Below are 25,649 nucleotides of genomic sequence, written 5' to 3'. Positions count from 1 at the left end.
GTAGATGACTACCGAGTCGATCAGGTCGGTCCCGATGCGCTCGCGGAGCCAAGTCGGATGTCTGACGTCGACGTCGCCGACACGGTCAGCGAGTTTGACCTCGAGCGCGAGGACACGACCGTCGGGGTTTATGGGACGTACGGCCGACCACCAGCGTGTGCCAGGGAATGTTGCCTGGTCGTCCTGGCTGCAGACATACGCAGATGCCGTATTTTATGACATTCTGAAAGTGTCTGGCGACCGGCGCCGGGCTCAGGCGAGGGGAAGGGTGTCCGAGGCTGATGGCTGCGTCTGCTGAACATGTCAGGGCCCTTGTAGAGGCCCACGCTACTGGCGATGACCGCGCGTTTTACTCCGTGGCTCTACAGGTGGCCGCCGGGGAAGCGCGCAAGGGGCATACCAAGGCCGCTGCCCAGCTCAGAGACTACGTTGACGGCGCGCGTAGGACTCGTGTGCGTCGGCTCGAGGCAGTTGGGCCGCCACCGACGGACGGTGAGCTCGCGGGGATGCTCAATCACGGCGAGCCCGAGTTCGGACTCGACCAGATGACTCTCGCTCCGGATGTGCGAGCGAATCTCGACAGGGTTCTTGTCGAACAACGTCAGCGAGGAAGACTCGCTCAATTCGGTTTCTCACCGGTCCACCGACTGCTCCTCACCGGGCCGCCCGGTACCGGAAAGAGCCTGACCGCGTCGGCGCTCGCCTATGAGCTCGACCTACCGCTGTACACGATTCGGCTGGATGGTCTGATCAGCCGATTCATGGGCGAAACAGCGTCGAAACTCCGCTTGGTCTTCGATGCGGTCGAACGCACCCGTGCGGTGTATCTCTTCGACGAATTCGACGCTCTCGGCGCGGAGCGCATCGCGGGCAACGACGTGGGGGAAGCTCGGCGGATTCTGAACTCGTTTCTGCTGTTCCTCGATGAGGTGCAACCGCACAGCCTCGTCATCGCCGCGACCAACCATGCGAGCATCCTGGATCGGGCGCTGTTCCGACGATTCGATCTTGTTGTGCGCTACGACCGGCCGAGCGCGGGTGAGGCATTGGAGATTCTGCGTCGCCGCCTGAAAGTGATGGATACCGCAGGCGTAGTCTGGTCGCACTTTGATTGCGCAACGGACGGGTTGAGCCATGCGGAACTCGTCGCCGCGGCGGAATCGGCTGCGAAGCAAGCGATTCTAGGGGGTAAGAACGTGATCGATCCCGCTGTCTTGGATAAGGCGCTGATCCAGCGTAGTACTGCCCGCGGTGCCTGAGGGGGCGAACGGGAGGCGCTCCCGTCACCTTGAACTTCCACCGCCAGTTGAGCATTCGTTTCGTGCACTGGGGCGTGGTGGGTCGAAGACCCGACTGGTCGCCGATCACCGCGCACACGCGCGCGGTCTTCGAGTCGCTCTTGACGTTGCGCTGGAAGAGGATTCGCGCCGTAGGGCGCGGTTCGATCCTGCGGATGCCGCTCAGGAAACGCTCCTCGCGGTGAAATCGGCGCCTGGGTACGTGCTCGATGTCGCCCGGTTGGATGCGTCGGGTCGGCGATTGGTGGCGATGTCGGCTACTCCGGGCACCGGCGGCGCCGAACTTGCGGTGGTCGCGCTGAACGACTCGGCGGTGAGCCAGCTCGGCGAAGCCATCAGCACTTTCGCGAGTTCCGGAGGCCGAACCGGCCGTGGCCGAGGTCAGATCACCAAGTCGGAAGCGGGATTCATAGCGAACACCGATGACATCGCGCTGGCGACTCTGCGGGAGATCTGGCGGGGGCACGGTGCGCTGCCGACGGATTCACGGTGGTGGCAGGTGTGGTTGGAACGTTCTGTTCTCCACGATGAAGAACCCTTGGCAGTCCTTCGTAGGCTCGGTCCTGAATTGGGGTTGGTTGTCCCCCCGACCACGCTCACCTTCACACGGCGGGCTGTTGTCCATGTAAAAGGTACTGCTGCACAGCTTTCCGGCCTTGTCGGCAGCAACGCGATGCCTGTCGAGATACGACCGACACCTTCCCCGGAACCGTTCGTGGAAGCGCCGTTCACCTTGCAAGAAGAGTTGGTCGAAGACTTCATGAACCGGGTCGTCCCCTCTGCGGCGAGCGACGTGCCAGTGGTGACTGTTCTCGATGCAGGCGTGTTGGCCGGGCACCCGCTCCTTGCCCATTCGCTGTCGCAGAGCCTCACGCTCCATTCGGATGGGGCGGCGACAAGCGATTTCAATGGTCATGGGACCTCGATGGCAGGCCTCGCGCTGTATGGGAACCTGACCGGGCCTTTGAACGCTGATCTGACTGTCGACCTGCGTCATCGGATCGAATCGGTGCGCATCCTCGGCCTTGACGGTGACCGTAATTCTGCTGGTGAGTATGGAACGGTGATGGCAGAAGCGGTCGCGCGCGTGGAGATCGAGGCACCGACAACGCGACGCGTGTTCTCGATGTCAGTGACCGATCACACCGAGGAGCCAGCAGTCTGGGCAGGTGAACCGACAGCATGGTCGACGACAGTGGACGCCCTGGCGTTCGGTCACGATGTGTCGGTCACTGCGGATGGCAACGTCGAGTTGCTTACTGTGGCTCAGCCCGGGCCGAGTCGCCTGTTCCTGATCTCGGCAGGCAACGTACGCAAAGACCACGGTCATGATCATCTGACTCGTAGTGACCTGATGCCGGTGGAAGACCCGGCGCAGAGTTGGAATGCGATCACGGTCGGCGCATACACCGATCTTGCTCACCATCCGGAGAACGGGTCGGCGCACTCCGGATGGCGGCCGCTTGCGGTAGGTGGTGAGCTGTCACCGTTCAGCCGCACCGGAGTGCCGTTGGATGCCCGCTGGCCGAACAAGCCCGACATCGTGATGGAGGGTGGGAACCTCTTGGCGCAGGCAGGGCCGGACGGCGAACTCGATACGGAATGCCGACCGAGCCACGGCGTCCTGACGACCTCACGTGGACCGTTTCCGCTGGTCCACGCCGTCCACGCGACAAGTCCGGCGACCGCGGCCGCCGCGCGGCTTGCCGCGCTTGTCATGGATCGCTACCCGAACTTGGGCGCAGAAGCTGTGCGCGGCCTGCTAGTGCACTGCTCGGAATGGACTCCGGCTATGTGGCAGCGGTTCGAGGCTGCCGATGCATTCAAGACGAAAGGGGTCAAAACCGACGTTGGTGCTCTGCTGCGCAGATACGGCTGGGGTGTGCCTGCAGAGGATCGCCTTCTGAACAGCAGTGCGCATGACCTGACGTTGATCGCAGACGAGGAGTTCTTGCCACTGCAGAAAGACAAGGGCAAGAAGCTGTCGCTCGCTCACATGCGGGTTCACGAGCTGCCGTGGCCGATCGACGTACTCCGCAGCATGGGAAAGGAGCGGGTGCGACTGCGCGTAACCCTGTCGTACTTCGTCGAGCCGTGGGTCGGTGGCCAGGGCTGGCGTGACCGCTTTGTGTACCCGTCACACGAGTTGCGATTCGACCTCCCACGGACCGGCGAAGCAGTTGACGACTTCCAGCTGCGTGTATCTCACGATGCGGCAGCTGACGGTGCGCACACCGCGCGAGCAGGCAGGAAAGGTAAACCAAAAGCTGACTCCGGATGGCTTCTCGGCCCGAAGCAGCGCCAGCGCGGCAGTCTGTGCTCTGACATGTGGGAAGGCTCGGCGAGCGATCTCGCTGATCGTGGGTGCGTTGCTGTGTATCCAGCGGGTGGGTGGTGGACACGGCAGGATATGGCTGCCAGGGCAGATCGGCCGGTTCGTTACGCGTTGCTGATCACTGTGCGCTCCTCCGAAGTCGAAACGGATCTGCTCACTCCGATCATCAGCGAGATCCGCACGCGGACGGCCGTCGCGGTATCTGTGTGAGCGTGGGCTCCCTTACCGATCGCAGGAGACCTACGCTGGAAGTATGCGGCCACAACACATCACCGACAGCGATCTACGTGATCGGTCGGAGGAGATCATGGATGCCGTCCAGAAAGGGCAGGCATTCGTAGTCACCCGTGATGGACATCGGATCGGTAAACTGATTCCCCTGCACAACTGTAGGCGTTTCGTATCTCGGGCGGAGTTCGCGGCGATGTCGCGCGCCGCGCCCGCCATTTCTGTCGAGGCTTTCCGTACAGACCAGACCCAGATTTCCGGCCAGCACCAGGGTGGCTCGTAGCGCTGTGCGGATCCGGATAGCCTCAGGTCGGCATGAGGTGCGCGCTACTAGCCTCGTCGTATGTCGATTCCGTGGCGCGGCCGGTTCCAGGACTCCTCGATCACCTGGGAACAGTACCTCGACATCGATGAGGCAGATCAGCGCAACCTGGAGATTGTCGATGGCTACGTCGTTCCTCGAGAGCAACGTGACAGTTGTCACCAGCAGGTGGCCAGCTGTCTGTCCAACGCCGTCGAGGTATCGGCGGTGGAGGAGATGCGACGTAGCGGCGATACCTGATCGAGACCAACACCGAAACCAGTGTGCTGCTGTGGGAGGGGCCGCCCACAGCGCGCATCCCCGATGTCGTCGTCAACCGCTGCCCGCAGGACTTCGACCGGCTCATCGCAAGAGGAGTCTTCATCGTGGTCGAGGTGGTCTCGCCCTGCTCGGCGCGTCGAGATCGAATCCACAAGATGGCTGACTACGCCGACGCGGGCATCCCGCACTACTGGATTGTCGAGTTCGACAAGATCGGCGCGGTGAGCGTCGAACGCTACGTTTTCGAGGCCCGAAAGCAGGCCTACGCGCACGTGGAAACCACCCACAGAGATGGACACGGACTAGCGGTCGATGTCACCAGCCCATTCCGGATAGTCATCGAGTGGGACCAATTGACAGTCGATTCACGGGTCTGACCGGCACCGATGGCGGGACCTGTGCTCAATCAGTTAGGCAATGCCCATCTGCCGAGCACGTTCCCAGAAAAGTCGCCACGCAGGATCAGTTCCCCCGAACCTTGCGAAACACCCGATATATCAAATGTTGCGAAGCCGCCCTTTCGGTCACCATCGTAGAGCACGCCGATATCAGGAACCGTCGTTGCGGCAATGTTTTCGGTGCCTGGAAAAGAAAGTCTATAATTGATTGTCGATGTATCCGCGGCATCTGAGCCATTGTGCGAGAAAAATACCGATACTGTACAGATTGGACCAATTACAGAGTTCCCGCATTCCCAATTGGATGCGGTAATCGAAGTGGTTGTCGAAGTTGGCGTGCCGTGCTCCGTTACCACCGGCACCACCACCGTTTCGCCCATATTGTTGACAGTGTCGGGCGCCGCCGACGCGGCCGGTATATATGTCGCCGCAGCGCATAAGCCCAACCCAATTGCGGCCGTCATCAACTTTCCCATTGATTTCTCCCGTCGAAGTTCGGCGTGAATCCGATAGCAAAAGGCTAATTCTTCCACGGATCGACTGCGGTCGAGGAATCCATCGGGCCTCTATGAAGGTCTGCATCGGAAACTATCAGGGGCGCACTTAACGCTCGGGCGTTGCTCGACTGTGAGGCTGCACAGGTGTATCCGTTACAGCTACTTAATCCTCAATGATGGGACTGTCCGGACAGCTTCAGTCGACTCGGGTCATCGGTGGCGGCTCCCACTTCCCCTCGAGTGCTGCCTCGCGGGGCGCGTAGAGGCGAAGGGTAAGGATGACATCGCCGGTTTCGGGAATGGGGAGCCAGTTGGCTTGGGGGATGGTTGGGCTCGGGTCTTCTTGTTGGACAGCGAATTCCACGGATCCGTCGGGGGCGGGGACGGCGGCGGGGAAGTGGCCTACGGAATAGATCTGGGCGGGGTTGGGGACGAGGAAACCCTGGGTGTCGTAGGCGGTGATCGAGGTGAAGGCGTCGACGGGTGGCCATTGGCCGGGGGCGAAGCGGATTCGGTAGCGGTGCGGGCGGCCCTGGTCGTCGGTGGTGGGGGCCTGCTGGTTGGCGTAGAGGATGTCGCGGATGGGGGCCAGGCCGGGGGTGTAGAGGGTGTTGGCGGCGCGGCGGAGGTAGTCGGTGCCGAAACTCGCCAGGTCGATGGGGATTTCCCAGCCGTTGACGCGGCGGGCGGTGGGGTCGGTCCAGTCGATGATGCGGCGCTGGGCCTGGCGGACCGCCTCGTCGAGCACCTCGGTCAGTTGGTCGTCGACAGTGCCGCCGGGGAGCACGCCGATCGCGGCGATCTTGTCCATCAGGGGTGCGTCGGCGTCGGCGGGCGGATCGGCGAGCATGACCCGGCACAGGCGATCGAGGTAGGTGCGACCGTCCATCGCGGCGATGCGTTTCACCGGCGGTTCTGGTCCGCGGTCGATCGGGTGGACGCGGCTGACCGTGCGGTCGAGTTCGCCACGCATCCAGGCGCTCAACGGGATCAGCTTCACCTGCTGCTGCCACTGGTTCACCTTCGGTGCGTCCGCGGTGCCGTTGATCTGGATCCGGCCGACGGCCGTGCACAACGCCGAGGGCATGTGCAGGCGGGTCATCACCGAGGGCACGTCGCCGGTCCATTGCGGGCCGGTGACGACATAGGTGAACGGCGGTCCCTCGACTGTGGTCCGCGGGGTCTTGCTGGACAGGTCGTGCACCGTGTCGGCCCAGCCGTCGATCAGCTGGAACAGCCAGTACCGATCCGGCTCCATCCCCGGAATCTGCAGCACCATCGGCTCGTCGGTGAGATCGAGCCAGGCTTGCGAATACACCATGTCGTGGCTGAGTCTGGCCACTCCGCGGTCGTGCGGATCGGGCAGCACGCTGTGCTCGATGGTGTTGGACGGCCCGCTGGCCGCGCGCATCATGTCGAGCATGATCATCGGGTAACCGAAGATGTAGGCCTCGATCGCCAGGGCGAGGACATCCGGGCGACCGGTCGTGCGCGCAGGCCCGGACCACGGTTCGCCACCGCACCCGGGCAGCAACGCCCCCGCGGCGACCGCGGCGCCGAGCCCGAGCAATGATCGCCTGGTCAGCGCACTCGCGCGTGGATCCATTCACGCTCCGTTCGACGGCCTGATCGCCGAGCGTATGCCGGTCAGGGAACGGCCCACCTCATCCGCAACGGGTGAACTGCCTCATCCGGCGGATGCTCGGCCTCAGCCGAGCAGTACCCGCCGCATCAGGAAACCCACCCTGGCCCGGCCCGCGATCGGGTCGTCGCCGAACGCCTGACCGAGGTCGATCACCATCGCGAATGCCGCGTGCACCAGGAAGCGAGCCTCGGCCGCGGACAGTTCCGGGCGCACATCGCGCACCAGCCGCGCCCATTCCTGCACGCTCAACCGCTGGATATTGCGCAGGACCGCGCGTTCCTCGGCGGGCACGTGCCCGAACTCCGCGTAGTAGACGACGGCGAGCGCCCGCTCGTCGAAGGTGTCCGCGACGAACTGATCGACCAGCACACCCAGCGCGGCGCCACTGTCGGGCGTGCTCGCGACCGCGGGCCCGATCGCCCCGGACACGCGATCCGCCGCCCGACGGAACGCCGCAGCGAGAATGTCGCTCTTGCCGCGATAGAACCGGTACACCGCCGACGCCGCCGACAGCCCGGCCGCCGAGGCGATGTCCTCCACGCTCACGTTCGGGTACCCGCGTTCGTGGAACAGCTCCACCGCTTTGCGCAGCAGCAGTTCGTGTTTGAACGAAGCCGGGATCTCGGCACGGGCGCCCTGCTCGGAAATGATTGCGGCAGGTGGCAATTCGGTGTCGGTCAGTGCCATGCACGCCGCGCTGAGCAGCTTGTTCAGCGTGCGAACGGGCAGCGCGGCGTGGTGATCGGCGATGCTGGTGACCACGCCGAGAATCGCCGTGGCGACCATTCGCTGCTCAGCCGTGGTCAATTCGGGTCGCAGAGCTGCCAACTGTTCGTCGAGCGCGACCAGCACCGAGCTCTTCTGTTCGTCGAGCACCACCCGATCCGCCGGCTCGAGGTAGCGACCCTCCCACCGCACCAGTCGCACGGTCGCGCGATTCTCGACCGTCGCGCCGATCAGCCCGGTCAACATGTGCCGCAACCGTTGTGCCGCGGGCAGTGTGTCCTGCGCCGACACCACCACCGACGCGGTGAACGCCTGCCCGACCCGAAGTAACTCCTCCCGGAACAACGCGTACTTGCTGGGGTAGTGCCGATACAGCGCGGCCGAACTGATCCCCAGCCCGGATGCGATGTCCTCCATGCTCACTCCGTGATACCCGGCGGCCCCGAACGCCACCGCCGACGACGCGGCGATCTGCGCCCGGCGATTCTTCGGCCGCCGCTTCACTTCAGTCCCAGCTACCCCACGCGCCCCACGAGTATCGCTGACATTCATAGTTCAAGTGTATTAGCCCTTGTCGGGCGGGGTGATCCGGGCATACCAGTCGAGCAGTGCCGGGTCGTCGACGGCGCTGCGTTCGACCACGCGGGCGGGGTCGGCACCCTGGAAGAGCTTCTTGATGGGGACTTCGAGTTTCTTTCCGGTGCGGGTGTGCGGGATGCCGGGGGCTTCGCGGATCTCGTCGGGGACGTGGCGGGGGGAGACCTCGGTGCGGATCGCGGTGGCCAGGCGGGTTTTCAGGTCTTCGGACAGTTCCGCGCCGGGGGCGAGCACGACGAACAGGGGCATCCAGTAGCCGCCGTCGGGTTGTTCGGCGCCGATCACCAAGGCCTCGGCGATCTCGGGGAACTGTTCGACGACCTGGTAGATGTCGGCGCTGCCCATCCGGATGCCGTGGCGGTTGAGGGTGGAATCGGAGCGGCCGTGCACGACGATGCTGCCGTGTTCGGTGAGGGTGATCCAGTCGCCGTGGCGCCACACACCGGGATAGGTATCGAAATATGCAGCGTGGTAGCGCTTTCCGTCGTCATCGCGCCAGAAGCTGACCGGCATCGACGGCATGGGCGCGGTGACCACCAGCTCGCCGACCTCACCGCGCACGGGCTGGCCCTGCTCGTCGAAGGCATCGAGGGCGACACCGAGATACGGCGCCGAGAGCTCACCCGGCCACACCGGCACGGTCGGCGCACCGCCGACGAACGCCGACACCACATCGGTGCCGCCGCTGATCGAATTCACCTGAACATGTTCGCCCGCATTCTCGTTCAGCCACAGCGCACTCGACACCGGCAGTGACGACCCGGTGATGCCGACTGAGCGCAGGGCGGACAGGTCGTGATCGACACGGGGCACGGAGCCCGCCTTGATGCAGCCGAGAACATAGCCGGGGCTGGTACCGAAAACGGTGGCACCCACCTGGGCGGCGAGGCGCCACAGGGCATCCGGCCCGCCCGCGACGGGGCTGCCGTCGTAGGTGACGACGGTGGTGCCGGTCAGCAGGCCCGCCACCTGGAAGTTCCACATCATCCAGCTCGGGCTGGTGTACCAGAAGAACGTGTCGTCAGGACCCATGTTCGACTGCAGGGCAACGGCTTTCAGGTGCTCGAGGAGAACGCCGCCGTGGCCGTGGACGATGCCCTTCGGCAGCCCGGTGGTGCCGGAGGAGAACACGATCCACAGCGGATGGTCGAAATCGACAGGGACAGTTTCGATTACCCCGAGCCCGGCGTCGGCTACAGCGTCCGTCCATGACATCGCATCGGGCACGTCCAGCCCGAGCTGCGAAACCGCCACTGTCGCACTCAGATCCAGTCCGTCCTGGAGTGCGGCGATATCGGAACGCTTGTCGTGTTCCTTGCCGCCGAAGCGGTAGCCGTCAGCGGTGACCAGCACCTTCGGGTCGAGTTGGCCGAGCCGGTCCAGTGCCGCCTTGGCGGTGTAGTCCTGACCGCACGCACTCCACACCGCGCCGATGCTGGCGGTCGCGAGGAAGGCGACGATCGCCTCGGGGATGTTCGGCAGATAGCCGACCACCCGGTCACCGGCTTCGACGCCCTGCTCACGCAGTGTCCGCGCGAAAACGGTGACCTGCTCGATCAGATCCGACCACAGGATCTCCCTGGGCTCGGCGTCCTCGTGCAGGGCGATGATCGCGGGGTGGCCGAACTGCGCCATGCGGATGACCTGGTCGACATAGTTCAGCCGGGTGCCGGGAAACCACTGCGCGCCGGGCATCTCCCGCGAGGCCAGCACGTCGCCCGCGGTCTCACCGAGCTCGAAGTAGTCCCACACCGCCTGCCAGAAGCCCTCGACGTCAGCTACCGACCACTGCCACAGGGCCTGGTAGTCGGGGTATTCGATGCCGGTTCGCGCCGTGACGAAAGTGGCGAAGTCGGTGATGCGGGCTGACGCGATGTCGTGTGCGTTCGGTACCCATTGCGGTTGCACCGGATGTCCTCCTCGAACTGGACTACTTCGGATATCGGCAGCTGGTTACCCCGATACTCAGCCCGGCACGCCCGCTCGCCGAACGATCTGCTCGGCATGCCGGAGTACCGGTGCGTCGACCATACGGCCCTCGAACGCGAAGACGCCCCGGTGGTTGGGCACCTCCGCCAGCACCCGGTGCGCCCAGTCGAGCTCGGCCGGGTCGGGGGCGTAGCCGTCGCGGATCACGGCGACCTGGTTCGGGTGGATGGCGACCTTGGCGTCGAATCCGACGGCGACAGCGTCGGCGGTCTCCGCGGCGAGACCGTCGAGATCCTTGATGTTCAGATACACCGAGTCCAAGACGAAGCGGCCGAATGCCTTGGCCGCCAAGAGGCTTGACGACCGGACGTGGCGTGCGACATCCCGGTAGCCACCGTCGGCCTTCCGGCTCGAATTGCCGCCGAGGCCCGCGACCAGGTCCTCGGCGCCCCACATCACGCCGATGGCATTGTCGGCCTGCATCGATTCGGCGACCCGCACTGCGCCCAGCGGCGATTCGACCAGCACGATCACCTCGTAATCCGCGAGGCTGCGAACCTGTTCTGCCGATTCACATTTGGGCAGCATGACCCGGCGGTAGGCGGTCTGCGCGAGCACCGCCAGGTCGGCCGCGCACTCGTCGGTGTCGGCGGCGTTGACGCGAATCACGGTGTGCTGCGGGTCGAGTGGAGTGTCGAGGAGTGCCTGTCTGGCTGCGGCCTTGTCGCCCGCCGCGACACCGTCTTCGAGGTCGAGGATCACCACATCGGCCACCGCTGCGGCTTTCGCGAAGCGCTCGGGGCGGTCCGCCGGGCAGAACAGCCACGCCGGACCACTCGGCTGCCAGCTCATACTGCGTCCTTTCGACGGGTGCCGGTGCAGTGCCACTGACCGTGCGGGTAGTCGGGCGCGACCGTGGTTACCCGGCCGCTCATGCTGTGGGTGCCTTGCGGACCAATGTCTTGCGCACCGCGGTCGCCACGATCACGCCGTTCTGATTGCGTGCGGTGTGCGCCAAGCTGACGATGCCCTCGCCGGTACGGCTTTTCGATTCGCGCTTGTCGGTGACCAGCGTCTCGGCGTACATCGTGTCGCCGTGGAACAGCGGTGCGGGCGTGGTCATTTCGGAAAACCCGAGGTTGCCGACCAAAGTGCCCTGGGTGAGCTGGGCGACGGAGAGCCCGACCAGCGTCGACAGCGTGAACATCGAGTTCACCAGGCGCTGGTTGAACGGCGGCTGGGCGTCGGCGAAGGCCGCGTCCAGGTGCAGTGCCTGGGTGTTCATGGTGAGCGTGGTGAACAGGACATTGTCGGCCTCGGTGATGGTGCGGCCGGGCCGGTGCTCGTAGATCGTGCCGATCTCGAACTCCTCGAACCACAATCCGCGCTGCACGACGCGACGAGCCGTACCCACAGCGTCCGCGTCGCGGTGATCAGGCGCGTTCACAGACCCAGCTCCCGTGCGATCAGCATCAGCTGTACCTCCGTGGTCCCCTCGCCGATTTCCAGGATCTTGCTGTCACGGTAGTGCCTGGCGACGGGGTACTCGTTCATGAATCCGTTGCCGCCGAAGATCTGGGTGGCGTCGCGGGCGTTGTCCATCGCGGCCTCGCTGGCGACCATCTTCGCGATGGAGGCCTGCTTCTTGAACGGTTTGCCCGCCAGCATCAGCGCGGCCGCGTCGTAATAGGCGGTGCGCGCGGTGTGGGCGCGCGCCTCCATCCTGGCGATCTTGAACGCGATGGCCTGGTTGCGGCCGATGGCCTGGCCGAACGCCTGCCGTTCCTTCGCGTACCGCACGCTCTCGTCCACACAACCCTGCGCGGCACCGACGGCCAGGGCGGCGATCGCGATGCGGCCCTCGTCGAGGATGCGTAGGAAGTTGGCGTAGCCGCGACCGCGCTCGCCGAGCAGGTTCTCCTGCGGCACCCGCACGTCGGTGAAGCTCAGCGGGTGGGTGTCGGAGGCGTTCCAGCCGACCTTGTTGTAGGCGGGCTCGGCGACGAAACCGGGGGTGTCGGTCGGCACCAGGATGGTGGAGATCTCCTTCTTGCCGCCGGTCTGCCCGGTGACCGCGGTGACGGTGACCAGGCGGGTGATGTCGGTGCCGGAGTTGGTGATGAACTGCTTGGCGCCGTTGATCACCCAGCTCTCGCCGTCCTGGACAGCGGTGGTGCGGGTCCCGCCCGCGTCGCTGCCTGCGTCGGGTTCGGTGAGGCCGAAGCCCGCCAGCGCGCGACCGCTGGTGAGCTGGGGCAGCCATTCGTTGCGCTGCTTGTCGTTGCCGAAGCGGTAGATCGGCATGGCGCCGAGCGAGACGCCGCCCTCGAGGGTGATGGCCACGCTCTGGTCGACCTTGCCGAGTTCCTCGAGCGCCAGGCACAGGGCGAAGTAGTCGCCACCCATGCCGCCGAACTCCTCGGGGAACGGCAGGCCGAACAGTCCCATCTCGGCCATACCGGCCACGACTTCGTACGGAAAGCTGTGCTCGGCATCGTGTTTGGCCGACACCGGCGCGACGACCTGGTTGGCGAAGTCGCGCACGGTGAGTGCGAGCTGGCGGTATTCCTCGGGGAGGGAGCCGGTGGAGAGGTAGTCGGTCATGCGGGGGTTCCTTCGTGCTCGGTTTTCGCGCCGACGGGCTCGGACGCACCGGCAGCCGTGTCGGGGTCGGTGGCGCCGTTCGTCGTGGCTTTGTCGGCGTCGGTGGTGTCCGTGGGAGCGGCGATGACGCGCACCAGCACCTGGTCCAGCTTCACCTGGGCGCCCGGGGCGGCGAGCAGCTCCACCGTGCCCGCGACCGGTGCGGTGAGCGCGTGCTCCATCTTCATGGCCTCGATCACGATCACCGGATCGCCCACTGCCACGATCGCGCCGTTCTCGACTGGCGTCGCGATGACCGAACCTGGCATGGGGCTGCGGATTTCGGCATCGCCGACGTGCGCGGCGTCGCCACGGACGGCCGCCTCGGCGACCTCGCGCAGTACGGCCACGCGACCGTCGCCACGCACCCACAGTTGATCGTCGGCCTCGATGATGCGCACCTTGCGGCGCAGTCCGTCCAGGGTGAGGGTCAGTCCGTCATCGGCCATGGTGGCCGACATCGACCTCGCCGCAGGGTCGAGCGACGGTAGGCCGGACCTTTCCGCACGGCCAGGGCGCCCGCCCACACCCGCCGCGTCGGCGGGCAGAGCGGTGAATTTCTCCGGCGCGGATGTCGGGGTCGCGGAAGTGCCGTCGTGTTCGAGCCACACGCAGGCGGAATCCGGTGTCCCCGTGATGAAGACGTGGCGGACAAGATCACCTGCTGCGAGTCGGACAGTGGTCGGCGCCGGTGTGCCCAGGCGCCATCCTGACGGCGTCGACCACAGGTCAGCACCTTCGGCGGGCCAACGGTTGAGCCAGCGATACGTTGCTGCGGCGATGAATTCGTCGTCGGTGGCCTCGGCGGGCACGAAGTCGGCGACGCGGCGGTCCAGCAGGGCGGTGTCGAGACGGCCCGCCTGCACATCGTCGTCAGCGAGTAGGAACCGCAGGAATTCGATGTTGCTCGTAACACCCAGCAGCACAGTCTGTTCCAGTGCACGATCCAACGCGGCGAGGGCGTCGGCGCGAGTATTGCCCCGCGCGATCACCTTCGACAGCATCGGGTCGTAATCGCTGCCGACCACAGTGCCCACCGAGATCCCCGAATCCACCCGCACGCCAGCACCTTCCGGCTCCGACAGCGCGAGCACAGTGCCACCGGTAGGTAGGAACCCGCGACCCGGGTCCTCGGCGTAGACACGCGCCTCGATGGCATGGCCGACCAGATGGATCTCATCCTGGGTCCGCGCCAACTTCTGACCGGCGGCCACCCGCACCTGACACTCCACCAGGTCCACCCCGGTCACCATCTCGGTCACCGGATGTTCCACCTGCAGACGGGTATTCATCTCCATGAAGAAGAATTCGTCGGGCTGGTCGGCCGAGACGATGAACTCCACCGTGCCCGCACCCACGTAGTCCACACTGCGCGCGGTATTGCACGCCGCGGCGCCGATCCGCGCCCTGGTCTGCGCGTCCAGCAGCGGTGACGGCGCTTCCTCGATCACCTTCTGGTGCCTGCGCTGCAAGCTGCATTCGCGCTCGCCGAGATGCACCACATTGCCGAACTTGTCGGCCAGGACCTGCACCTCGATGTGGCGGGGCCGGTTGACGAACCGTTCCAGGAACAGGGTGTCGTCGCCGAACGCCGCACCGGCCTCACGCCGGGCACTGACCAGCGCGGCAGGAAGATCGGCGGGATCGGCGACCCGGCGCATGCCCTTACCGCCACCACCGGCAGACGGCTTCACGAGCACCGGATAGCCGATTTCCATTGCGGCGGCGATCAATTGCTCATCGGTGAGCCCCGGTTCGGCGATGCCGGGAACCACGGGGACCCCGAACGCGGTCACCGTCTTCTTCGCGGTGATCTTGTCGCCCATCACCTCGATGGCCTTCGCGGGCGGCCCGAGGAACACGATGCCCGCGTCAGCGAGAGCGGCCGCGAAAGCCGAATTCTCCGACAGGAAGCCATAACCCGGATGCACGGCCTGTGCACCGGACCGCACGGCAGCGTCGACGACCTTCTCGATCGACAGGTAACTCTCGCGAGCGGGCGCGGGCCCGAGCCGCACCGCGACATCGGCCTCACGCACGTGGCGCGCATCGACGTCGGCATCGCTGTACACCGCGACCGAGCGAATACCCATGGCGCGCAAGGTCTTGATCACTCGCACCGCGATCTCGCCGCGATTGGCGACCAGGACGGTATCGAATTCGACGGGTTGGTTCTTGTTCAGCATGTGGCTCACATCCGGAAGACGCCGTAGGAAACGGGTTCGAGCGGCGCTTGCGCGCACACCGAAAGGGCAAGGCCGAGCACGGTTCTGGTGTCGGCAGGGGCGATCACGCCGTCGTCCCAGATGCGCGCGGTCGCGTAGTAGGGGTTGCCCTGGGTCTCGTACTGCTCGCGGATCGGCGCCTTGAACGCCTCTTGGTCCTCGGCCGACCAAGGCTTGCCCGCGCTGTCGAGCTGATCGCCGCGCACCGTCGCCAGCACCGACGCGGCCTGTTCGCCACCCATCACCGAGATGCGCGCATTCGGCCACATCCACAGGAAGCGGGGCGAATACGCGCGCCCGCACATGGAGTAGTTGCCCGCGCCGTAGGAGCCGCCGATCACCACCGTGAGCTTCGGCACCCGCGCGCACGCGACAGCGGTGACCATCTTCGCGCCGTGCTTGGCGATGCCGCCCGCCTCGTAATCGCGGCCGACCATGAAGCCGGTGATGTTCTGCAGGAACAGCAGCGGGATCTTGCGCTTGTCGCACAGTTCGATGAAATGCGCGCCCTTCATGGCGGATTCGCTGAACAGCACACCGTTGTTGGCGACGATGCCGACGGGATGGCCGTGGATGCGGGCGAAACCGGTGACCAGGGTTTTGCCGTATTCGGCCTTGAATTCCTGGAAGCCGCTCTCGCCGTCGATGATTCGATCGATCACCTCGTGCACGTCGTACGGTGTGCGCGGGTCGACGGGGACGACGTCGTAGAGCTCGTCGGTGGGCTTGGCGGGTGGTGTGCTCGGCAGCACCTCCCACGGCGATTCCGGGCGGGGACCAAGCGTCGCAACGATATTGCGGACGATGCGCAGTGCGTCGCGGTCGTCCTCGGCGAGGTGATCGGTGACGCCGGAGGTGCGCGAGTGCAGCAGACCGCCGCCGAGATCCTCGGCGGTGACGATCTCGCCGGTCGCCGCCTTCACCAGCGGCGGGCCGCCGAGGAAGATGGTGCCCTGGTCGCGCACGATCACCGCTTCGTCGGCCATCGCGGGCACGTACGCGCCACCGGCGGTGCACGAACCCATGACCGCCGCGATCTGCGCGATGCCCTTGGCGCTCATGTTGGCCTGGTTGAAGAAGATCCGGCCGAAGTGCTCGCGGTCGGGGAAGACCTCGTCCTGGCGCGGCAGGAACCCGCCGCCGGACTCGACCAGATACACGCACGGCAGGTTGTTCTGGGCGGCCACCTCCTGCGCGCGCAGGTGCTTCTTCACCGAGATCGGGTAGTACGTGCCGCCCTTGACCGTGGGGTCGTTGGCCAGGATCAGACACTCACGTCCCGAGATACGGCCGATGCCCGCGATCATGCCCGCACCGGGGCACTCGTCGTCGTACATGCCGTTGCCCGCCAGCGGGGCCAGCTCGAGGAACGGGCTACCCGGGTCGAGGAGTTGGTCGACGCGCTCGCGGGGGAGCAGCTTGCCCCTGGCCACATGCCGGTCGCGCGACTTCTGCGGACCACCCAGCGCGGCCGTGGCCAACCGCTGCTGTAGGTCCGCGACCAGCGCGGCGTGCGCGTCGCGATTGCTCACCGCGGTGCCTTCGGTCTCTTGCGTAACCGTCATCGCGCCATTCTCTCATTCGGTTAATCGCTAATAACTGAAATTCAGGTTAATCTTGACTAACCAAGTTGTCCAGAGGGGGCGCCGGAATGTCGACCACCGAACCTGTTCAGGTGACCCGCCGCGAACAGCTCAAGGCCCAGCGTCGCGAACAGTTGCTGGCCGCGGGCGCGCGCCTCATCGCCGACCGCGGCTTCTTCGGCGTTCGCCTCGACGACCTCGGCGCCGCCGTCGGCATCAGCGGCCCCGCCGTCTACCGCCACTTCGCGAACAAAGAGGCACTGCTGGTCGAACTCCTCGTCGGCGTCAGTGAGCGACTGCTGTCAGGTGGACGCGCGGTAGTCGACGAATCCCCCTCGGCGGCAACAGCACTCACCGCCCTGGTCGACTTCCACCTCGACTTCGCCTTCGGCAACCCCGAACTCATCCGCATCCAGGACCGCGACCTCGACAACGTCCCCACCCCCGACCGCCGCACCCTGCGCCGCACCCAACGCCAATACGTCGAAATCTGGGTAGGCGTCCTCCGCGAACTGACCCCCACCCTCCCCGAGGAAACCGCCCGAATCCAAGCCCACGCCGCCTTCGGCCTGATCAACTCCACCCCCCACAGCGCCTCCGCCGCCAGCGCCTCCCGAGCCCGCCCTGTCCTACGCCAAATGGCCTTGGCCGCACTGTCGGCCGCGTAGCACTCCCCGGCCGGGACTGCGAGAAGGCGCGATTCACCAGCTCGGCTGCGCCACCTTGCTCAGTATACAAATATTTGTATACTGAGTCTGGTGAAGCGACTGGAGTTCGTTGGCACAGCACTTGATGACTTGCGCGAGTTCCCTCTCGGTGCCCGCCGGGAGTGTGGCTATCAACTCGATCGCGTTCAACGTGGCCTCGAGCCAACGGACTGGCGGCCGATGCGATCCGTAGGGCTCGGGGTGTGCGAGATTCGAGTTCGTGAGGACTCGGGCGCGTTCCGCGTCATATATGTCGCGAAACTCGCTGACCGCATCCTTGTGCTGCACTGCTTTCAGAAGAAGACTCAGAAGACTCAGAAGACATCGGATTCTGATCTGGCGCTGGCGACGAAGCGATACGCACGGGCCGGTGTTGCAAGCGGGAAGGGAGAGCGCTGATGGCGGACGAGACGTTCGACAGCGTGTGGGATGCCATCGAGGACACCCCACAGGAAGCGGAGAACATGCGGCTGCGGTCGCGGTTGATGATCGCGCTGACCGAGCACATCGAGAGTTCCGGTTGGACGCAGGTGTCGGCCGCCGAGAGACTCGGCGTGACGCAACCTCGCGTGTCGGATCTGATGCGGGGGAAGGTCGGCCTGTTCAGCTTGGACGCGCTGGTCAATATGGTTGTTGCCGCGGGTATGCACGTCGAGATGAGCGTTCGTGCGGCGTGAGCAAGGCAGCGCGAACGGCGATAGTGCGGTCAGGCGAGCTGGCTCCAGAACCAGCCGGGGCCGACGGTTTCGGCGCCGTGGGCTTCTACTCGCGTGCGGAGTTCGCGGTCGGCGGTGACGACGGTGATCTGCTCGTGGGAGTTCGCTTCGGCGACCACGTCGACGATCTTGTCGTCGCCCGAGCGTTCGGCGAGGACCACCCGCATTCGCGGTGCGGAGGGTTCGGCGCCGTCGGCGGCGGCCTTGGCCGCGCCTTCGAGGACAACCGTGACCTCGGTGGTTTCCGGGAGGCTGGTCGTCAGTGTCGCCACGTCGGAGAGCAGCCTGCGCGCGGCACCCGCCCGGTCCTTCCACCAGCCGTTGGCGCGCGAGCCGATGACATTGGCCGCATCCACCACGATGAGATGCCTCGGATCGCTCATGGGCCCAGTCTGCCCGCCGGCGTGGGTTGCGCCGAGCGGACGCGCCGGACTCGTCGCCCGTGCGGTGACAGAACGGTCAGGCGGGCGCGGGGACGGTGACACCGGTGAGGTGGCCGTCGGTCATGCGGTAGACGGCGTCCATGCGGTGCAGGTGGGTCGGGTCGTGGGTGACCAGGATGGTGGCGGCGCGGTGTTCGCGGGCGATGCTGGTGATCAGGGCGATGATCGCGGCGCCCCGTTCGGAGTCCAGGGCGCTGGTGGGTTCGTCGACCACGAGCAGGGCGGGGTCGTTCATCAGGGCGCGGGCGATGTTGACGCGCTGGCGTTGGCCGCCGGAGAGCTGGGCGGGCCGTTTGTGCGCATGCTCACCCAGGCCTACCGCGTCGAGTAGTTCCTTTGCGCGGGTGGTGGTTTCACGGCGTGATGCCCGCTTCGGACCGCCGAGGTGGGCGGTCACTTCCAGCTGCTCGACGGCGGTGAGCGACGGGATGAGATTCGGTTGCTGGAAGACGATGCCCATGGAATTCCGACGAGCCGCGGCGGCCGCACGGCGGCTCAACGTGGCGAGATCCGTAGTAGCCGAAGAGGTTTCGAGCACAACCGTGCCCGAATCGGGCCGGATCAGCGTCGCGGCGACGGCGAGCAGGCTCGACTTTCCCGAACCGGACGCGCCGGTCACCGCGGCGATGGTGCCGCCGGGGACGTGCAGATTCACCCGATCGAGGGCGGTGAGACGGTCGGTGCCGTCGGGGTAGGTGAGGGTCACGTCGGTGAGAGTGATTGCCACGGTGGATCCTTCGGTGTGCTGTCGTCAGCGGGTCGCGCCGAGCGCGGTCAGCGGGTCGGTGGTGAACAGGAAGCGCAGGGCGACAGCGGCACCGGCGAGCCCGAGGACGATCAGGGCCAGGGCGGGGACCAGGGTCGTCGCCGGGCTGAGCACGAAAGGCATCGCGTCACCCAAGAACAGTGAGGCGAGGGCAGTGATCGCGAGGCCCGCCGTGACACCGGCGGTCAGCACGATCGCGGCCTGGGCGAGAGCATCGCGAACCAGCGAGCCGGTGGTCGCGCCGAGGGCCTTCAAGGTGGCGATATCGGGTTGGCGCTGCACGGTCCAGACCGTGAAGAAGGCACCGATCACCAGCGCCGAGATAGCGAACAGCAGCACAGTCATCAGGGTGAGTGAGCTGTTCTCGGCCTGGTAGGAGCCGATCGCCTGGACGGCGTCCCGCGCGGGCAGCGAGTGTGTACCGGATTCGGCGTCGAGGCCGCCGGGCACCTCGCCGGTCACCGCGAGCACGGTCGCGGCACCGGCGCGCGGGCTGGCCGCCTGCCAGTCCGGCAAGCTCGTCCAGATCACGGGGGTGTGGCTGTACCACTCGTCGCCGGCTACGTCGGCGACGGTGAACTCGTGGCCGGCCAGCACGACGACGTCACCGGCACCCGCGGACAGTTCACGCGCCGCCGCCGAACTCAGCACCACCGCACCGGGCCCGGTAGCAGGGCGATTGCTGAATGCCGACGGATCGCCGCCGAACAACGCGACCTGGGTCGGACTGGCACCGGCGTGCTCGGCTCTGGTTCGCGAGATACCGATGGGGGTCGCGTCCGCCGATTCCCACTGCGCGATCTGCTGCTCGGTGAGCACCGACGAGTCGAAGGACGGATCGGCGCCGGTCTCGGCGAAAACGACCCGGTCGGCATCGATCCCCTGGACAGCGGAGATGTTCTGGTGCGCGAGCCCGGCGGTGAGGCCACTGAGGAAGCTCACCAGCACCGCCACCAACAGCACCACCGTGGTGATGAGCAGGAAGCGGCCACGGGCGGCGCGCAGATCTCGGAGTGCGACGAACATGACTCCACTGTGTCGTTCTCGACTGCCGATGCCATCGCACCGGCGCACGAAACGCCGTCCATCCAAGGTCTGGCGGCGGTTACTTCTTTCGATGGATGCCCGCGTGGTTGCCGCACATAAGCTGGTCGACGTGCACTCCTCGCCCCTGACCCCGGTGGTCACCACCCTGCGCCTCGGCCTGCATGTGCTGGTGACGGTGCTGGCGGTGGTGGTCGCGGTGCGTGCGTCGCTGCCCGGCGGTGGCGGTCACGGCATCGCGGTGGTCGCGCTGACGGTGGTGTGGCTGCTGGTGTATTTCGCGGGTGCAGAGTTCTCACCGTCCGTTCCCGATGGCGCGGTGTGGGTGTGGCTGGCGGCGCTGACCGTGTTGTGGCTGGTTTTGCTCGCGTTCACCCCCGATGCGGTCTACCTGGCGTTCGGGTTGTTCTTCGTCTACCTGCACCTGCTGCCACGGCCGTGGAGTCTGATCGCGGTGGTGGCGGCGACGGCGGTCGGCGTGCTCGGGTTCGCGGCGCATCGTGGCTGGTCGGCGGGTGCGGTGGTGGGGCCGGTGCTCGGCGCGCTGGTGGCGATCGGGATCGGGTTCGGCTATCAGGCGCTGCATCGCGAAGCGGTCGAGCGGGAGCGGTTGATCGATGAATTGCTCGGCACCAGAGCGATTCTCGCGGAACAGGAACGGACCGCTGGCAAGCTCGCCGAGCGCGAACGCCTCGCCAAGGAGATCCACGACACCGTCGCCCAGGGGTTGAGCAGTATCCAATTGCTCCTGCACGCGGTCGAGCAGGCAGCACCGGATCATCCTGCGCTGGACCGTATTCGGCTCGCGCGCGAGACCGCCGCCGAGGACCTGGCCGAAACTCGCAGGCTCATCGACGAATTGTCGCCCGCGGCACTGGACGGACAGTCGCTCGCCGTTGCGCTGGAACGCATTTGCCTTCGCGCGCAGTCGCCGACACTGACCACGCAGCTGCTCGTCGAGGGTGAGCCGCAACGACTGCCGATGCCGGTCGAGGCGGCGCTGGTGCGGATCGCGCAGAGCGCGGTGGCCAACGTGGTGCAGCACGCGCGAGCTGAGCGCATGCGGGTCACCCTCACCTACGACGACACCGACGCACACCTGGATATCGTCGACGACGGCATCGGGATCGAGCCGGATATGCTGCGCCACCCCAGATCCGGTGCGTTCGGCCTGGCCGCGATGCGCAGCCGGGTAGAGCAACAAGGTGGTGCGATGACAGTCGAATCCGAACCGGGCCACACCGCGGTGACGGTGTCCTTTCCGCTCGGCGCTACGACCGCATCCGGCTCCGTGTTTCCCGACGGCTCGGCTGCCCTTCCGCCAGGCGCGGACCTGTGATCCGACTACTCCTCGCCGACGACCACGCGATCGTCCGGGCGGGCCTGCGGGCCCTTCTCGATGCCGCCGCCGACGTCCACGTCGTCGGTGATGTCGCCGATGCCGATGCGGCAGTTGCCTTCTGCGCCGCCACCCCCGTCGACCTGGTTCTGATGGACCTGCGCTTCGGCGACGGCCGCTCCGGCGCCTCCGCGACCGCCGGGTTGCGCGCCCTCCCCACGCCACCGAACGTCCTGGTGGTCACCAACTACGACACCGACGCCGACATCCTCGGCGCCATCGAAGCGGGCGCCGTCGGCTACCTCCTCAAGGACACCCCGCCCACCGAACTCCTCGCCGCCGTCCGGGCCGCCGCGGCAGGCGAAAGCGTTCTCTCCCCAACCGTCGCTTCCCGGCTGATGACCAGAGTCCGCCGCGCCGACACCACCCTGAGCCCCCGCGAAGTCGAAGTCCTGCGCCTCGTCGCCGCGGGCCTGTCCAACCGCGACATCGCCAAACAACTGTTCCTCAGCGAGACAACGGTCAAGTCCCACCTCGTCCACATCTACGCCAAACTCGGCGTGAAGTCGCGCACCTCCGCCGTGGCGACAGCACGCGAAAGCGGCGCGATCTGACTCCTCGACATGCTGATTCGCCTTCGGCGCCTGCGCGCCATCTGCGTTTACATTGAGTAGATGGCCTCTTTGTCGGATCCCAAGGTGCGTGAGTTTCTTTCCTACGGCACGCGAACGGGGAAGGTGGCGTTCGTCGCGAAGGACGGTCGGCCGTTGGTGACGCCGGTGTGGTTCATCGTCGAGGGCGACGAGCTGGTTTTCAATACGGGCAAGGCGACGGCGAAGGGGCGGGCTTTCGCGCGTGATCCGCGCGTGGCGCTGTGTGTCGATCTCGAGGAGCCGCCGTATGCGCTGGTCGAGGTGCAGGGCACGGTGACATTGTCCGAGGACCTCGACGAGCTGGTGCGCACCGCGACCGCCATCGCCGCCCGGTATATGGGTGCGGACAAGGCGGAGGAGTTCGGGAAGCGCAACGGGGTGCCCGGTGAACTCGTGGTGCGCGTGCGGCCGACGAAGGTCATCGCGCACTTCGATATGACCGGCTAGCGAGGCATCGGGACGGCGTCGGGACCGGGGGGCGTCGGGTCGTAGGGCGGGGGATCGTTGCGGTCGAACAGGGGCGACGAACAGGTCGCGCCGACTTCCGGTGTGGTGTAAGGGTTTTCGCGCAGAGCGACGATGAACTGGTCGATGCGTTCGTCGTCGGCGGAGTCGAGGGGCAGTTGGTGGCCCCACGATTGCAGCGAGATCGGGTGGTCCATGTCGGGGACGGGTGACATGAGGGTGTACTGCCGGTCGGTCACCCTGGCGCTCAGCGTCGCCTGATCCTGCGCGCTCACCTTCGCAGGGTCGTAGGCGATCCACACCGCGCCGTGTTCGAGGGAGTGCACCGCGTTCTCGGTGCGCAGTGCCTTGGCGTAGACGACGCCGGTGCAGGCTGCCCACTGGGAATCGTGCGGTCCGCCGACTGCGGGAATCGTCGGATAGGCGACTCGCTGGGTGCGCAGCACGTGTTGTTGTCCGGGCGCGATCTCGGTGATGACGACGCCTGGAATCCGGATCGAGGGATCCTGGTTTTCCTCGGTCGGAGCGAAGCTGTCGACAGCGGCGGTGGCCTGACCGACAACCGTGTCCGTCGCACACCCTGCCGCCGAGATCGCGGCCACGACCATCACCACGCAAGCACCCGAGCTGCGCACTCCACCGGTCCTGCTCGAAACCCGCATCGCGGACCCCCGTCTCATCGTCGCCGACGCTCGCCGTTCGATACAGAACCTACTTGCCTGCGCCTCTCGGCCCATAACCAGCAAAAGTGGCTATAATTGGGGAGGGTTTTATGGACACAAAAGGAGCGTCATGGAGATCGGTGTGCGGGACCTGCGAGACCATCTCAGCAGCCATCTGGCCGATGTGCGCGCAGGTCGGACTGTGACAGTGACCGATCACGGTAAGCCGATAGCCCGGATCGTTCCCGTTGATCGGCTGACCGCTTTGGAGCAGCTGCGGGCAGAAGGCCGCGTTCAGCCTGCCCGCAAGCGCAAGCAGCCTGCGGCAGAGCCGGTTCAGGGCAGTGGAATCGTCTCCGATCTCATCGATGATCAGCGCCGGTGATCGGCTACCTCGATACCTCCGCGTTCATCCCGCTGCTGGTTGCTGAGCCCAGTAGTGCTGCGTGTAAACGTTTTTGGGACCTCGCCGATGATGTTGTGTCGTGTCGCTTGCTCTATGTGGAATCGGCAGCGGCGCTGGCTCAGGCACGCCGGATGGGCCGACTCGACGAATCCCAGCTTCGTGCTGCCTCGCGCCTGCGCGACGACTTCTGGCAACAGATCAACGTGACGGAGGTGGACGAGAAACTGGCGGAATCGGCGGCTGCCTTCGCGGAGCGGTATGCGCTGCGCGGTGACGACGCCGTCCACTGTGCGGCGGCTGCGCAACTCGAGGACCCTGACCTGGTTGCCGCGTCCGGTGACGGGAAGTTGCTCACCGCTTGGAAGGCGCTCGGGATCGCCACCTTCGATTCGAACGCACCGGCGCTGTGATCGGCTAGCGCCCTACACTTCCGTGCATGACTGTGCATTTCATCGGGGCAGGCCCCGGCGCCGCCGACCTGCTCACGGTGCGAGCGGTCAGCCTGCTGCGCGAGAGCCCGGTCTGCCTCTACGCGGGCACCTACCTCGACCCGGAGGTCCTCGCGCACTGCGCCCCCGGCACGGAACTGATCGACACCCAGCACCTGGACCTGGACCAGATCATCGACCACCTCGTGCGCGCGACCGAAGCGGGTAAGGACGTGGCACGCCTGTGCTCCGGCGACCCGTCGATCTATTCGGCCCTCACCGAACAGACCCGCAGACTCGACGCCCACAACGTCGCCTGGGACATCACCCCCGGCGTCCCCGCCTACGCGGCCGCAGCAGCGGCCCTCGGCACCGAGCTGACCGTCCCCGAGGTCGTCCAGTCGGTAGTCCTCACCCGAACCCAGGCTCGCTCCACCGCGATGCCACAGGGCGAGGCCCTCGCCAACTTCGCCGCCACCGGCGCCACCCTCGTCCTGCACCTCGCGATCACCCGGATCAGAGCGCTCGCCGAGGAGCTGGTCGCCGAGTACGGCGCGGACTGCCCGGTCGCCGTCGTCTACCGCGCCAGCCAACCCGAACAACTCGTCCTGCGCGGCACCCTGACCGACATCGCCGACCAGGTCGAAACCGCGGGCCTACGCCAAGCCGCGGTCATCCTGGTGGGCCGGGCGATGGCGCTGTCGATCGACTGCGCCCAGTCCCACCTCTACGACCCGGCCCGCGTCCGGCAAGTCAGGGATTGAACCGGCGCACGATCAGCTCATGTCGCCGTATCCCACCGCGGTCCACCCCACGGGGTACGCGGCCGCTTGCACCAGGATCGCCGACTGCGGTACCCAATTGACCATGGTGCCGCGCGTCTCCGGCGGCAGATTCAAGTCGAGTCGGGAGCGTTCGGCAGTGCCCGGACCCGCATCGACACGCTGCACACCACTGGGTAACACAGTCCACTTGTTCCGCTCGTCGGTCCACGTCACGCCCAGGGTGGCCGAGCAGGTCGCGGGCGCTGCCAGGCCAGGGATGGTCGACCGGATACCGACAGGTTCGACGAACGCGACCGGACGACCGTCGGTGGGATCTGCTTCGACTGACAGCCGTACGTCGACATAGCAATTGAGGGCATCGCCCAAGAAGTAGCTGTTCATCGGCCCGTGCGGAGGCCAGCTCGCGGAGGCGGTGGGTGCGGCGACCGCGGCGGCGACAGCGCAGCCGGCGACGGCGGCGGTCAGTGACAGTGAACGGGTGGCGAACATGGCGGTACTCCTGGCTATTTTCGGTAACTCCCCTGTTCGCGCAGGCTATCGACGGAATT

At 66.2% G+C, this 25,649-nt stretch carries 28 protein-coding genes; 14 read left to right on the top strand and 14 right to left on the bottom strand.

What is annotated here, in order from left to right:
• Positions 1-281 precede the first annotated feature (281 nt).
• From ACFW6D_RS12665 to ACFW6D_RS12645, 5 genes are all read left to right on the top strand, one after another.
• On the top strand, positions 282-1,259 hold the full coding sequence (locus tag ACFW6D_RS12665; RefSeq protein WP_379327639.1) for an AAA family ATPase: 978 nt from the start codon (positions 282-284) through the stop codon (positions 1,257-1,259).
• Positions 1,260-1,479: 220 nt separating this feature from the next.
• A complete protein-coding gene (locus ACFW6D_RS12660) occupies positions 1,480-3,843 on the top strand; it encodes a S8 family peptidase (protein WP_379327637.1) in 2,364 nt (787 codons plus the stop codon).
• Positions 3,844-3,886: 43 nt separating this feature from the next.
• Complete coding sequence (locus tag ACFW6D_RS12655; RefSeq protein WP_379327635.1) at positions 3,887-4,144, top strand: type II toxin-antitoxin system prevent-host-death family antitoxin; 258 nt, start codon at positions 3,887-3,889, stop codon at positions 4,142-4,144.
• Between the two features lie 60 nt (positions 4,145-4,204).
• Positions 4,205-4,423: a hypothetical protein gene (locus ACFW6D_RS12650; protein WP_379327633.1), complete on the top strand. Its 219-nt coding sequence runs from the start codon at positions 4,205-4,207 to the stop codon at positions 4,421-4,423.
• A gap of 23 nt (positions 4,424-4,446) precedes the next feature.
• Positions 4,447-4,821 (top strand): Uma2 family endonuclease, encoded by a 375-nt coding sequence (locus ACFW6D_RS12645; protein ID WP_379327631.1) that lies wholly within the window; start codon positions 4,447-4,449, stop codon positions 4,819-4,821.
• Between the two features lie 29 nt (positions 4,822-4,850).
• Here ACFW6D_RS12645 and ACFW6D_RS12640 read toward each other — a convergent pair whose 3' ends face one another.
• The 9 genes from ACFW6D_RS12640 to ACFW6D_RS12600 all read right to left on the bottom strand — a co-directional run bounded on the left by ACFW6D_RS12640 (position 4,851) and on the right by ACFW6D_RS12600 (position 16,669).
• Positions 4,851-5,375 (bottom strand): hypothetical protein, encoded by a 525-nt coding sequence (locus tag ACFW6D_RS12640; protein WP_379327629.1) that lies wholly within the window; start codon positions 5,373-5,375, stop codon positions 4,851-4,853.
• A gap of 160 nt (positions 5,376-5,535) precedes the next feature.
• Positions 5,536-6,945, bottom strand: coding sequence for a DUF1254 domain-containing protein (locus ACFW6D_RS12635; RefSeq protein WP_379327627.1), 1,410 nt, complete (start codon positions 6,943-6,945; stop codon positions 5,536-5,538).
• A 102-nt stretch (positions 6,946-7,047) separates the two neighbouring features.
• On the bottom strand, positions 7,048-8,262 hold the full coding sequence (locus tag ACFW6D_RS12630) for a TetR/AcrR family transcriptional regulator (protein ID WP_379327625.1): 1,215 nt from the start codon (positions 8,260-8,262) through the stop codon (positions 7,048-7,050).
• A 12-nt stretch (positions 8,263-8,274) separates the two neighbouring features.
• Complete coding sequence (locus ACFW6D_RS12625; protein ID WP_379327623.1) at positions 8,275-10,215, bottom strand: acetoacetate--CoA ligase; 1,941 nt, start codon at positions 10,213-10,215, stop codon at positions 8,275-8,277.
• 57 nt (positions 10,216-10,272) lie between these two features.
• Positions 10,273-11,088, bottom strand: coding sequence for an HpcH/HpaI aldolase/citrate lyase family protein (locus tag ACFW6D_RS12620; RefSeq protein ID WP_379327621.1), 816 nt, complete (start codon positions 11,086-11,088; stop codon positions 10,273-10,275).
• Between the two features lie 79 nt (positions 11,089-11,167).
• Positions 11,168-11,683, bottom strand: coding sequence for a MaoC family dehydratase (locus ACFW6D_RS12615; protein ID WP_379327619.1), 516 nt, complete (start codon positions 11,681-11,683; stop codon positions 11,168-11,170).
• Positions 11,680-12,840: an acyl-CoA dehydrogenase family protein gene (locus ACFW6D_RS12610; protein ID WP_379327617.1), complete on the bottom strand. Its 1,161-nt coding sequence runs from the start codon at positions 12,838-12,840 to the stop codon at positions 11,680-11,682. The genes ACFW6D_RS12615 and ACFW6D_RS12610 overlap by 4 nt, the downstream gene beginning before the upstream one ends.
• On the bottom strand, positions 12,837-15,065 hold the full coding sequence (locus ACFW6D_RS12605) for a biotin carboxylase N-terminal domain-containing protein (RefSeq protein ID WP_379327615.1): 2,229 nt from the start codon (positions 15,063-15,065) through the stop codon (positions 12,837-12,839). Before ACFW6D_RS12605 ends, ACFW6D_RS12610 begins: the two co-directional genes overlap by 4 nt.
• Before the next feature lie 5 nt (positions 15,066-15,070).
• Complete coding sequence (locus ACFW6D_RS12600; RefSeq protein WP_379327613.1) at positions 15,071-16,669, bottom strand: carboxyl transferase domain-containing protein; 1,599 nt, start codon at positions 16,667-16,669, stop codon at positions 15,071-15,073.
• 86 nt (positions 16,670-16,755) lie between these two features.
• On the opposite strand from ACFW6D_RS12600, the gene ACFW6D_RS12595 reads away from it, so the two are divergent.
• The 3 genes from ACFW6D_RS12595 to ACFW6D_RS12585 all read left to right on the top strand — a co-directional run bounded on the left by ACFW6D_RS12595 (position 16,756) and on the right by ACFW6D_RS12585 (position 18,071).
• Positions 16,756-17,355, top strand: a complete 600-nt coding sequence (locus ACFW6D_RS12595; protein WP_379327611.1) for a TetR/AcrR family transcriptional regulator — start codon at positions 16,756-16,758, stop codon at positions 17,353-17,355.
• A gap of 90 nt (positions 17,356-17,445) precedes the next feature.
• Entirely contained in the window at positions 17,446-17,793 is a 348-nt protein-coding gene (locus ACFW6D_RS12590) for a type II toxin-antitoxin system RelE/ParE family toxin (protein ID WP_379327609.1), read from the top strand.
• The gene (locus ACFW6D_RS12585) at positions 17,793-18,071 is read left to right on the top strand and encodes a helix-turn-helix domain-containing protein (RefSeq protein ID WP_379327607.1); all 279 of its coding nucleotides are present in this window, start codon (positions 17,793-17,795) and stop codon (positions 18,069-18,071) included. The genes ACFW6D_RS12590 and ACFW6D_RS12585 overlap by 1 nt, the downstream gene beginning before the upstream one ends.
• Positions 18,072-18,100: 29 nt before the next feature.
• Here ACFW6D_RS12585 and ACFW6D_RS12580 read toward each other — a convergent pair whose 3' ends face one another.
• The 3 genes from ACFW6D_RS12580 to ACFW6D_RS12570 all read right to left on the bottom strand — a co-directional run bounded on the left by ACFW6D_RS12580 (position 18,101) and on the right by ACFW6D_RS12570 (position 20,345).
• A complete protein-coding gene (locus ACFW6D_RS12580) occupies positions 18,101-18,493 on the bottom strand; it encodes an NYN domain-containing protein (protein WP_379327605.1) in 393 nt (130 codons plus the stop codon).
• Between the two features lie 76 nt (positions 18,494-18,569).
• Positions 18,570-19,280 (bottom strand): ABC transporter ATP-binding protein, encoded by a 711-nt coding sequence (locus tag ACFW6D_RS12575; RefSeq protein WP_379327603.1) that lies wholly within the window; start codon positions 19,278-19,280, stop codon positions 18,570-18,572.
• Positions 19,281-19,304: 24 nt separating this feature from the next.
• A complete protein-coding gene (locus tag ACFW6D_RS12570) occupies positions 19,305-20,345 on the bottom strand; it encodes an ABC transporter permease (RefSeq protein WP_379327601.1) in 1,041 nt (346 codons plus the stop codon).
• A gap of 130 nt (positions 20,346-20,475) precedes the next feature.
• Between ACFW6D_RS12570 and ACFW6D_RS12565 the strand changes: the two genes are divergently transcribed.
• From ACFW6D_RS12565 to ACFW6D_RS12555, 3 genes are read left to right on the top strand one after another with little or no spacing between them, the layout of a single operon-like run.
• Positions 20,476-21,702, top strand: a complete 1,227-nt coding sequence (locus tag ACFW6D_RS12565) for a sensor histidine kinase (RefSeq protein ID WP_379327824.1) — start codon at positions 20,476-20,478, stop codon at positions 21,700-21,702.
• Positions 21,699-22,316, top strand: coding sequence for a LuxR C-terminal-related transcriptional regulator (locus ACFW6D_RS12560; protein WP_379327599.1), 618 nt, complete (start codon positions 21,699-21,701; stop codon positions 22,314-22,316). Before ACFW6D_RS12565 ends, ACFW6D_RS12560 begins: the two co-directional genes overlap by 4 nt.
• A gap of 60 nt (positions 22,317-22,376) precedes the next feature.
• Positions 22,377-22,802 carry a PPOX class F420-dependent oxidoreductase gene (locus tag ACFW6D_RS12555; protein WP_379327597.1) on the top strand — a complete coding sequence of 142 codons (426 nt, stop codon included), beginning with the start codon at positions 22,377-22,379 and terminating at the stop codon, positions 22,800-22,802.
• Here ACFW6D_RS12555 and ACFW6D_RS12550 read toward each other — a convergent pair.
• Positions 22,799-23,455: a DUF3105 domain-containing protein gene (locus ACFW6D_RS12550; RefSeq protein WP_379327595.1), complete on the bottom strand. Its 657-nt coding sequence runs from the start codon at positions 23,453-23,455 to the stop codon at positions 22,799-22,801. The two genes, ACFW6D_RS12555 and ACFW6D_RS12550, sit on opposite strands and share 4 nt — an antisense overlap.
• A 157-nt stretch (positions 23,456-23,612) precedes the next feature.
• Here ACFW6D_RS12550 and ACFW6D_RS12545 point away from each other — a divergent pair, with 157 nt between their 5' ends.
• From ACFW6D_RS12545 to cobM, 3 genes are read left to right on the top strand one after another with little or no spacing between them, the layout of a single operon-like run.
• Positions 23,613-23,867, top strand: coding sequence for a type II toxin-antitoxin system Phd/YefM family antitoxin (locus ACFW6D_RS12545; RefSeq protein ID WP_379327593.1), 255 nt, complete (start codon positions 23,613-23,615; stop codon positions 23,865-23,867).
• Positions 23,864-24,298, top strand: a complete 435-nt coding sequence (locus ACFW6D_RS12540; RefSeq protein WP_379327591.1) for a type II toxin-antitoxin system VapC family toxin — start codon at positions 23,864-23,866, stop codon at positions 24,296-24,298. The genes ACFW6D_RS12545 and ACFW6D_RS12540 overlap by 4 nt, the downstream gene beginning before the upstream one ends.
• Before the next feature lie 26 nt (positions 24,299-24,324).
• Positions 24,325-25,080 (top strand): precorrin-4 C(11)-methyltransferase, encoded by a 756-nt coding sequence (gene cobM / locus ACFW6D_RS12535; protein WP_379327589.1) that lies wholly within the window; start codon positions 24,325-24,327, stop codon positions 25,078-25,080.
• A 12-nt stretch (positions 25,081-25,092) separates the two neighbouring features.
• On the opposite strand, the gene ACFW6D_RS12530 is transcribed toward cobM, so the two are convergent.
• The gene (locus ACFW6D_RS12530) at positions 25,093-25,590 is read right to left on the bottom strand and encodes a hypothetical protein (protein ID WP_379327587.1); all 498 of its coding nucleotides are present in this window, start codon (positions 25,588-25,590) and stop codon (positions 25,093-25,095) included.
• Positions 25,591-25,649 lie beyond the last annotated feature (59 nt).

Origin of the sequence: Nocardia sp. NPDC058705 (genome assembly GCF_042749305.1) — a bacterium.
Taxonomy (GTDB): domain Bacteria; phylum Actinomycetota; class Actinomycetes; order Mycobacteriales; family Mycobacteriaceae; genus Nocardia.
This window is presented reverse-complemented; position numbering and strand designations above follow the sequence as displayed.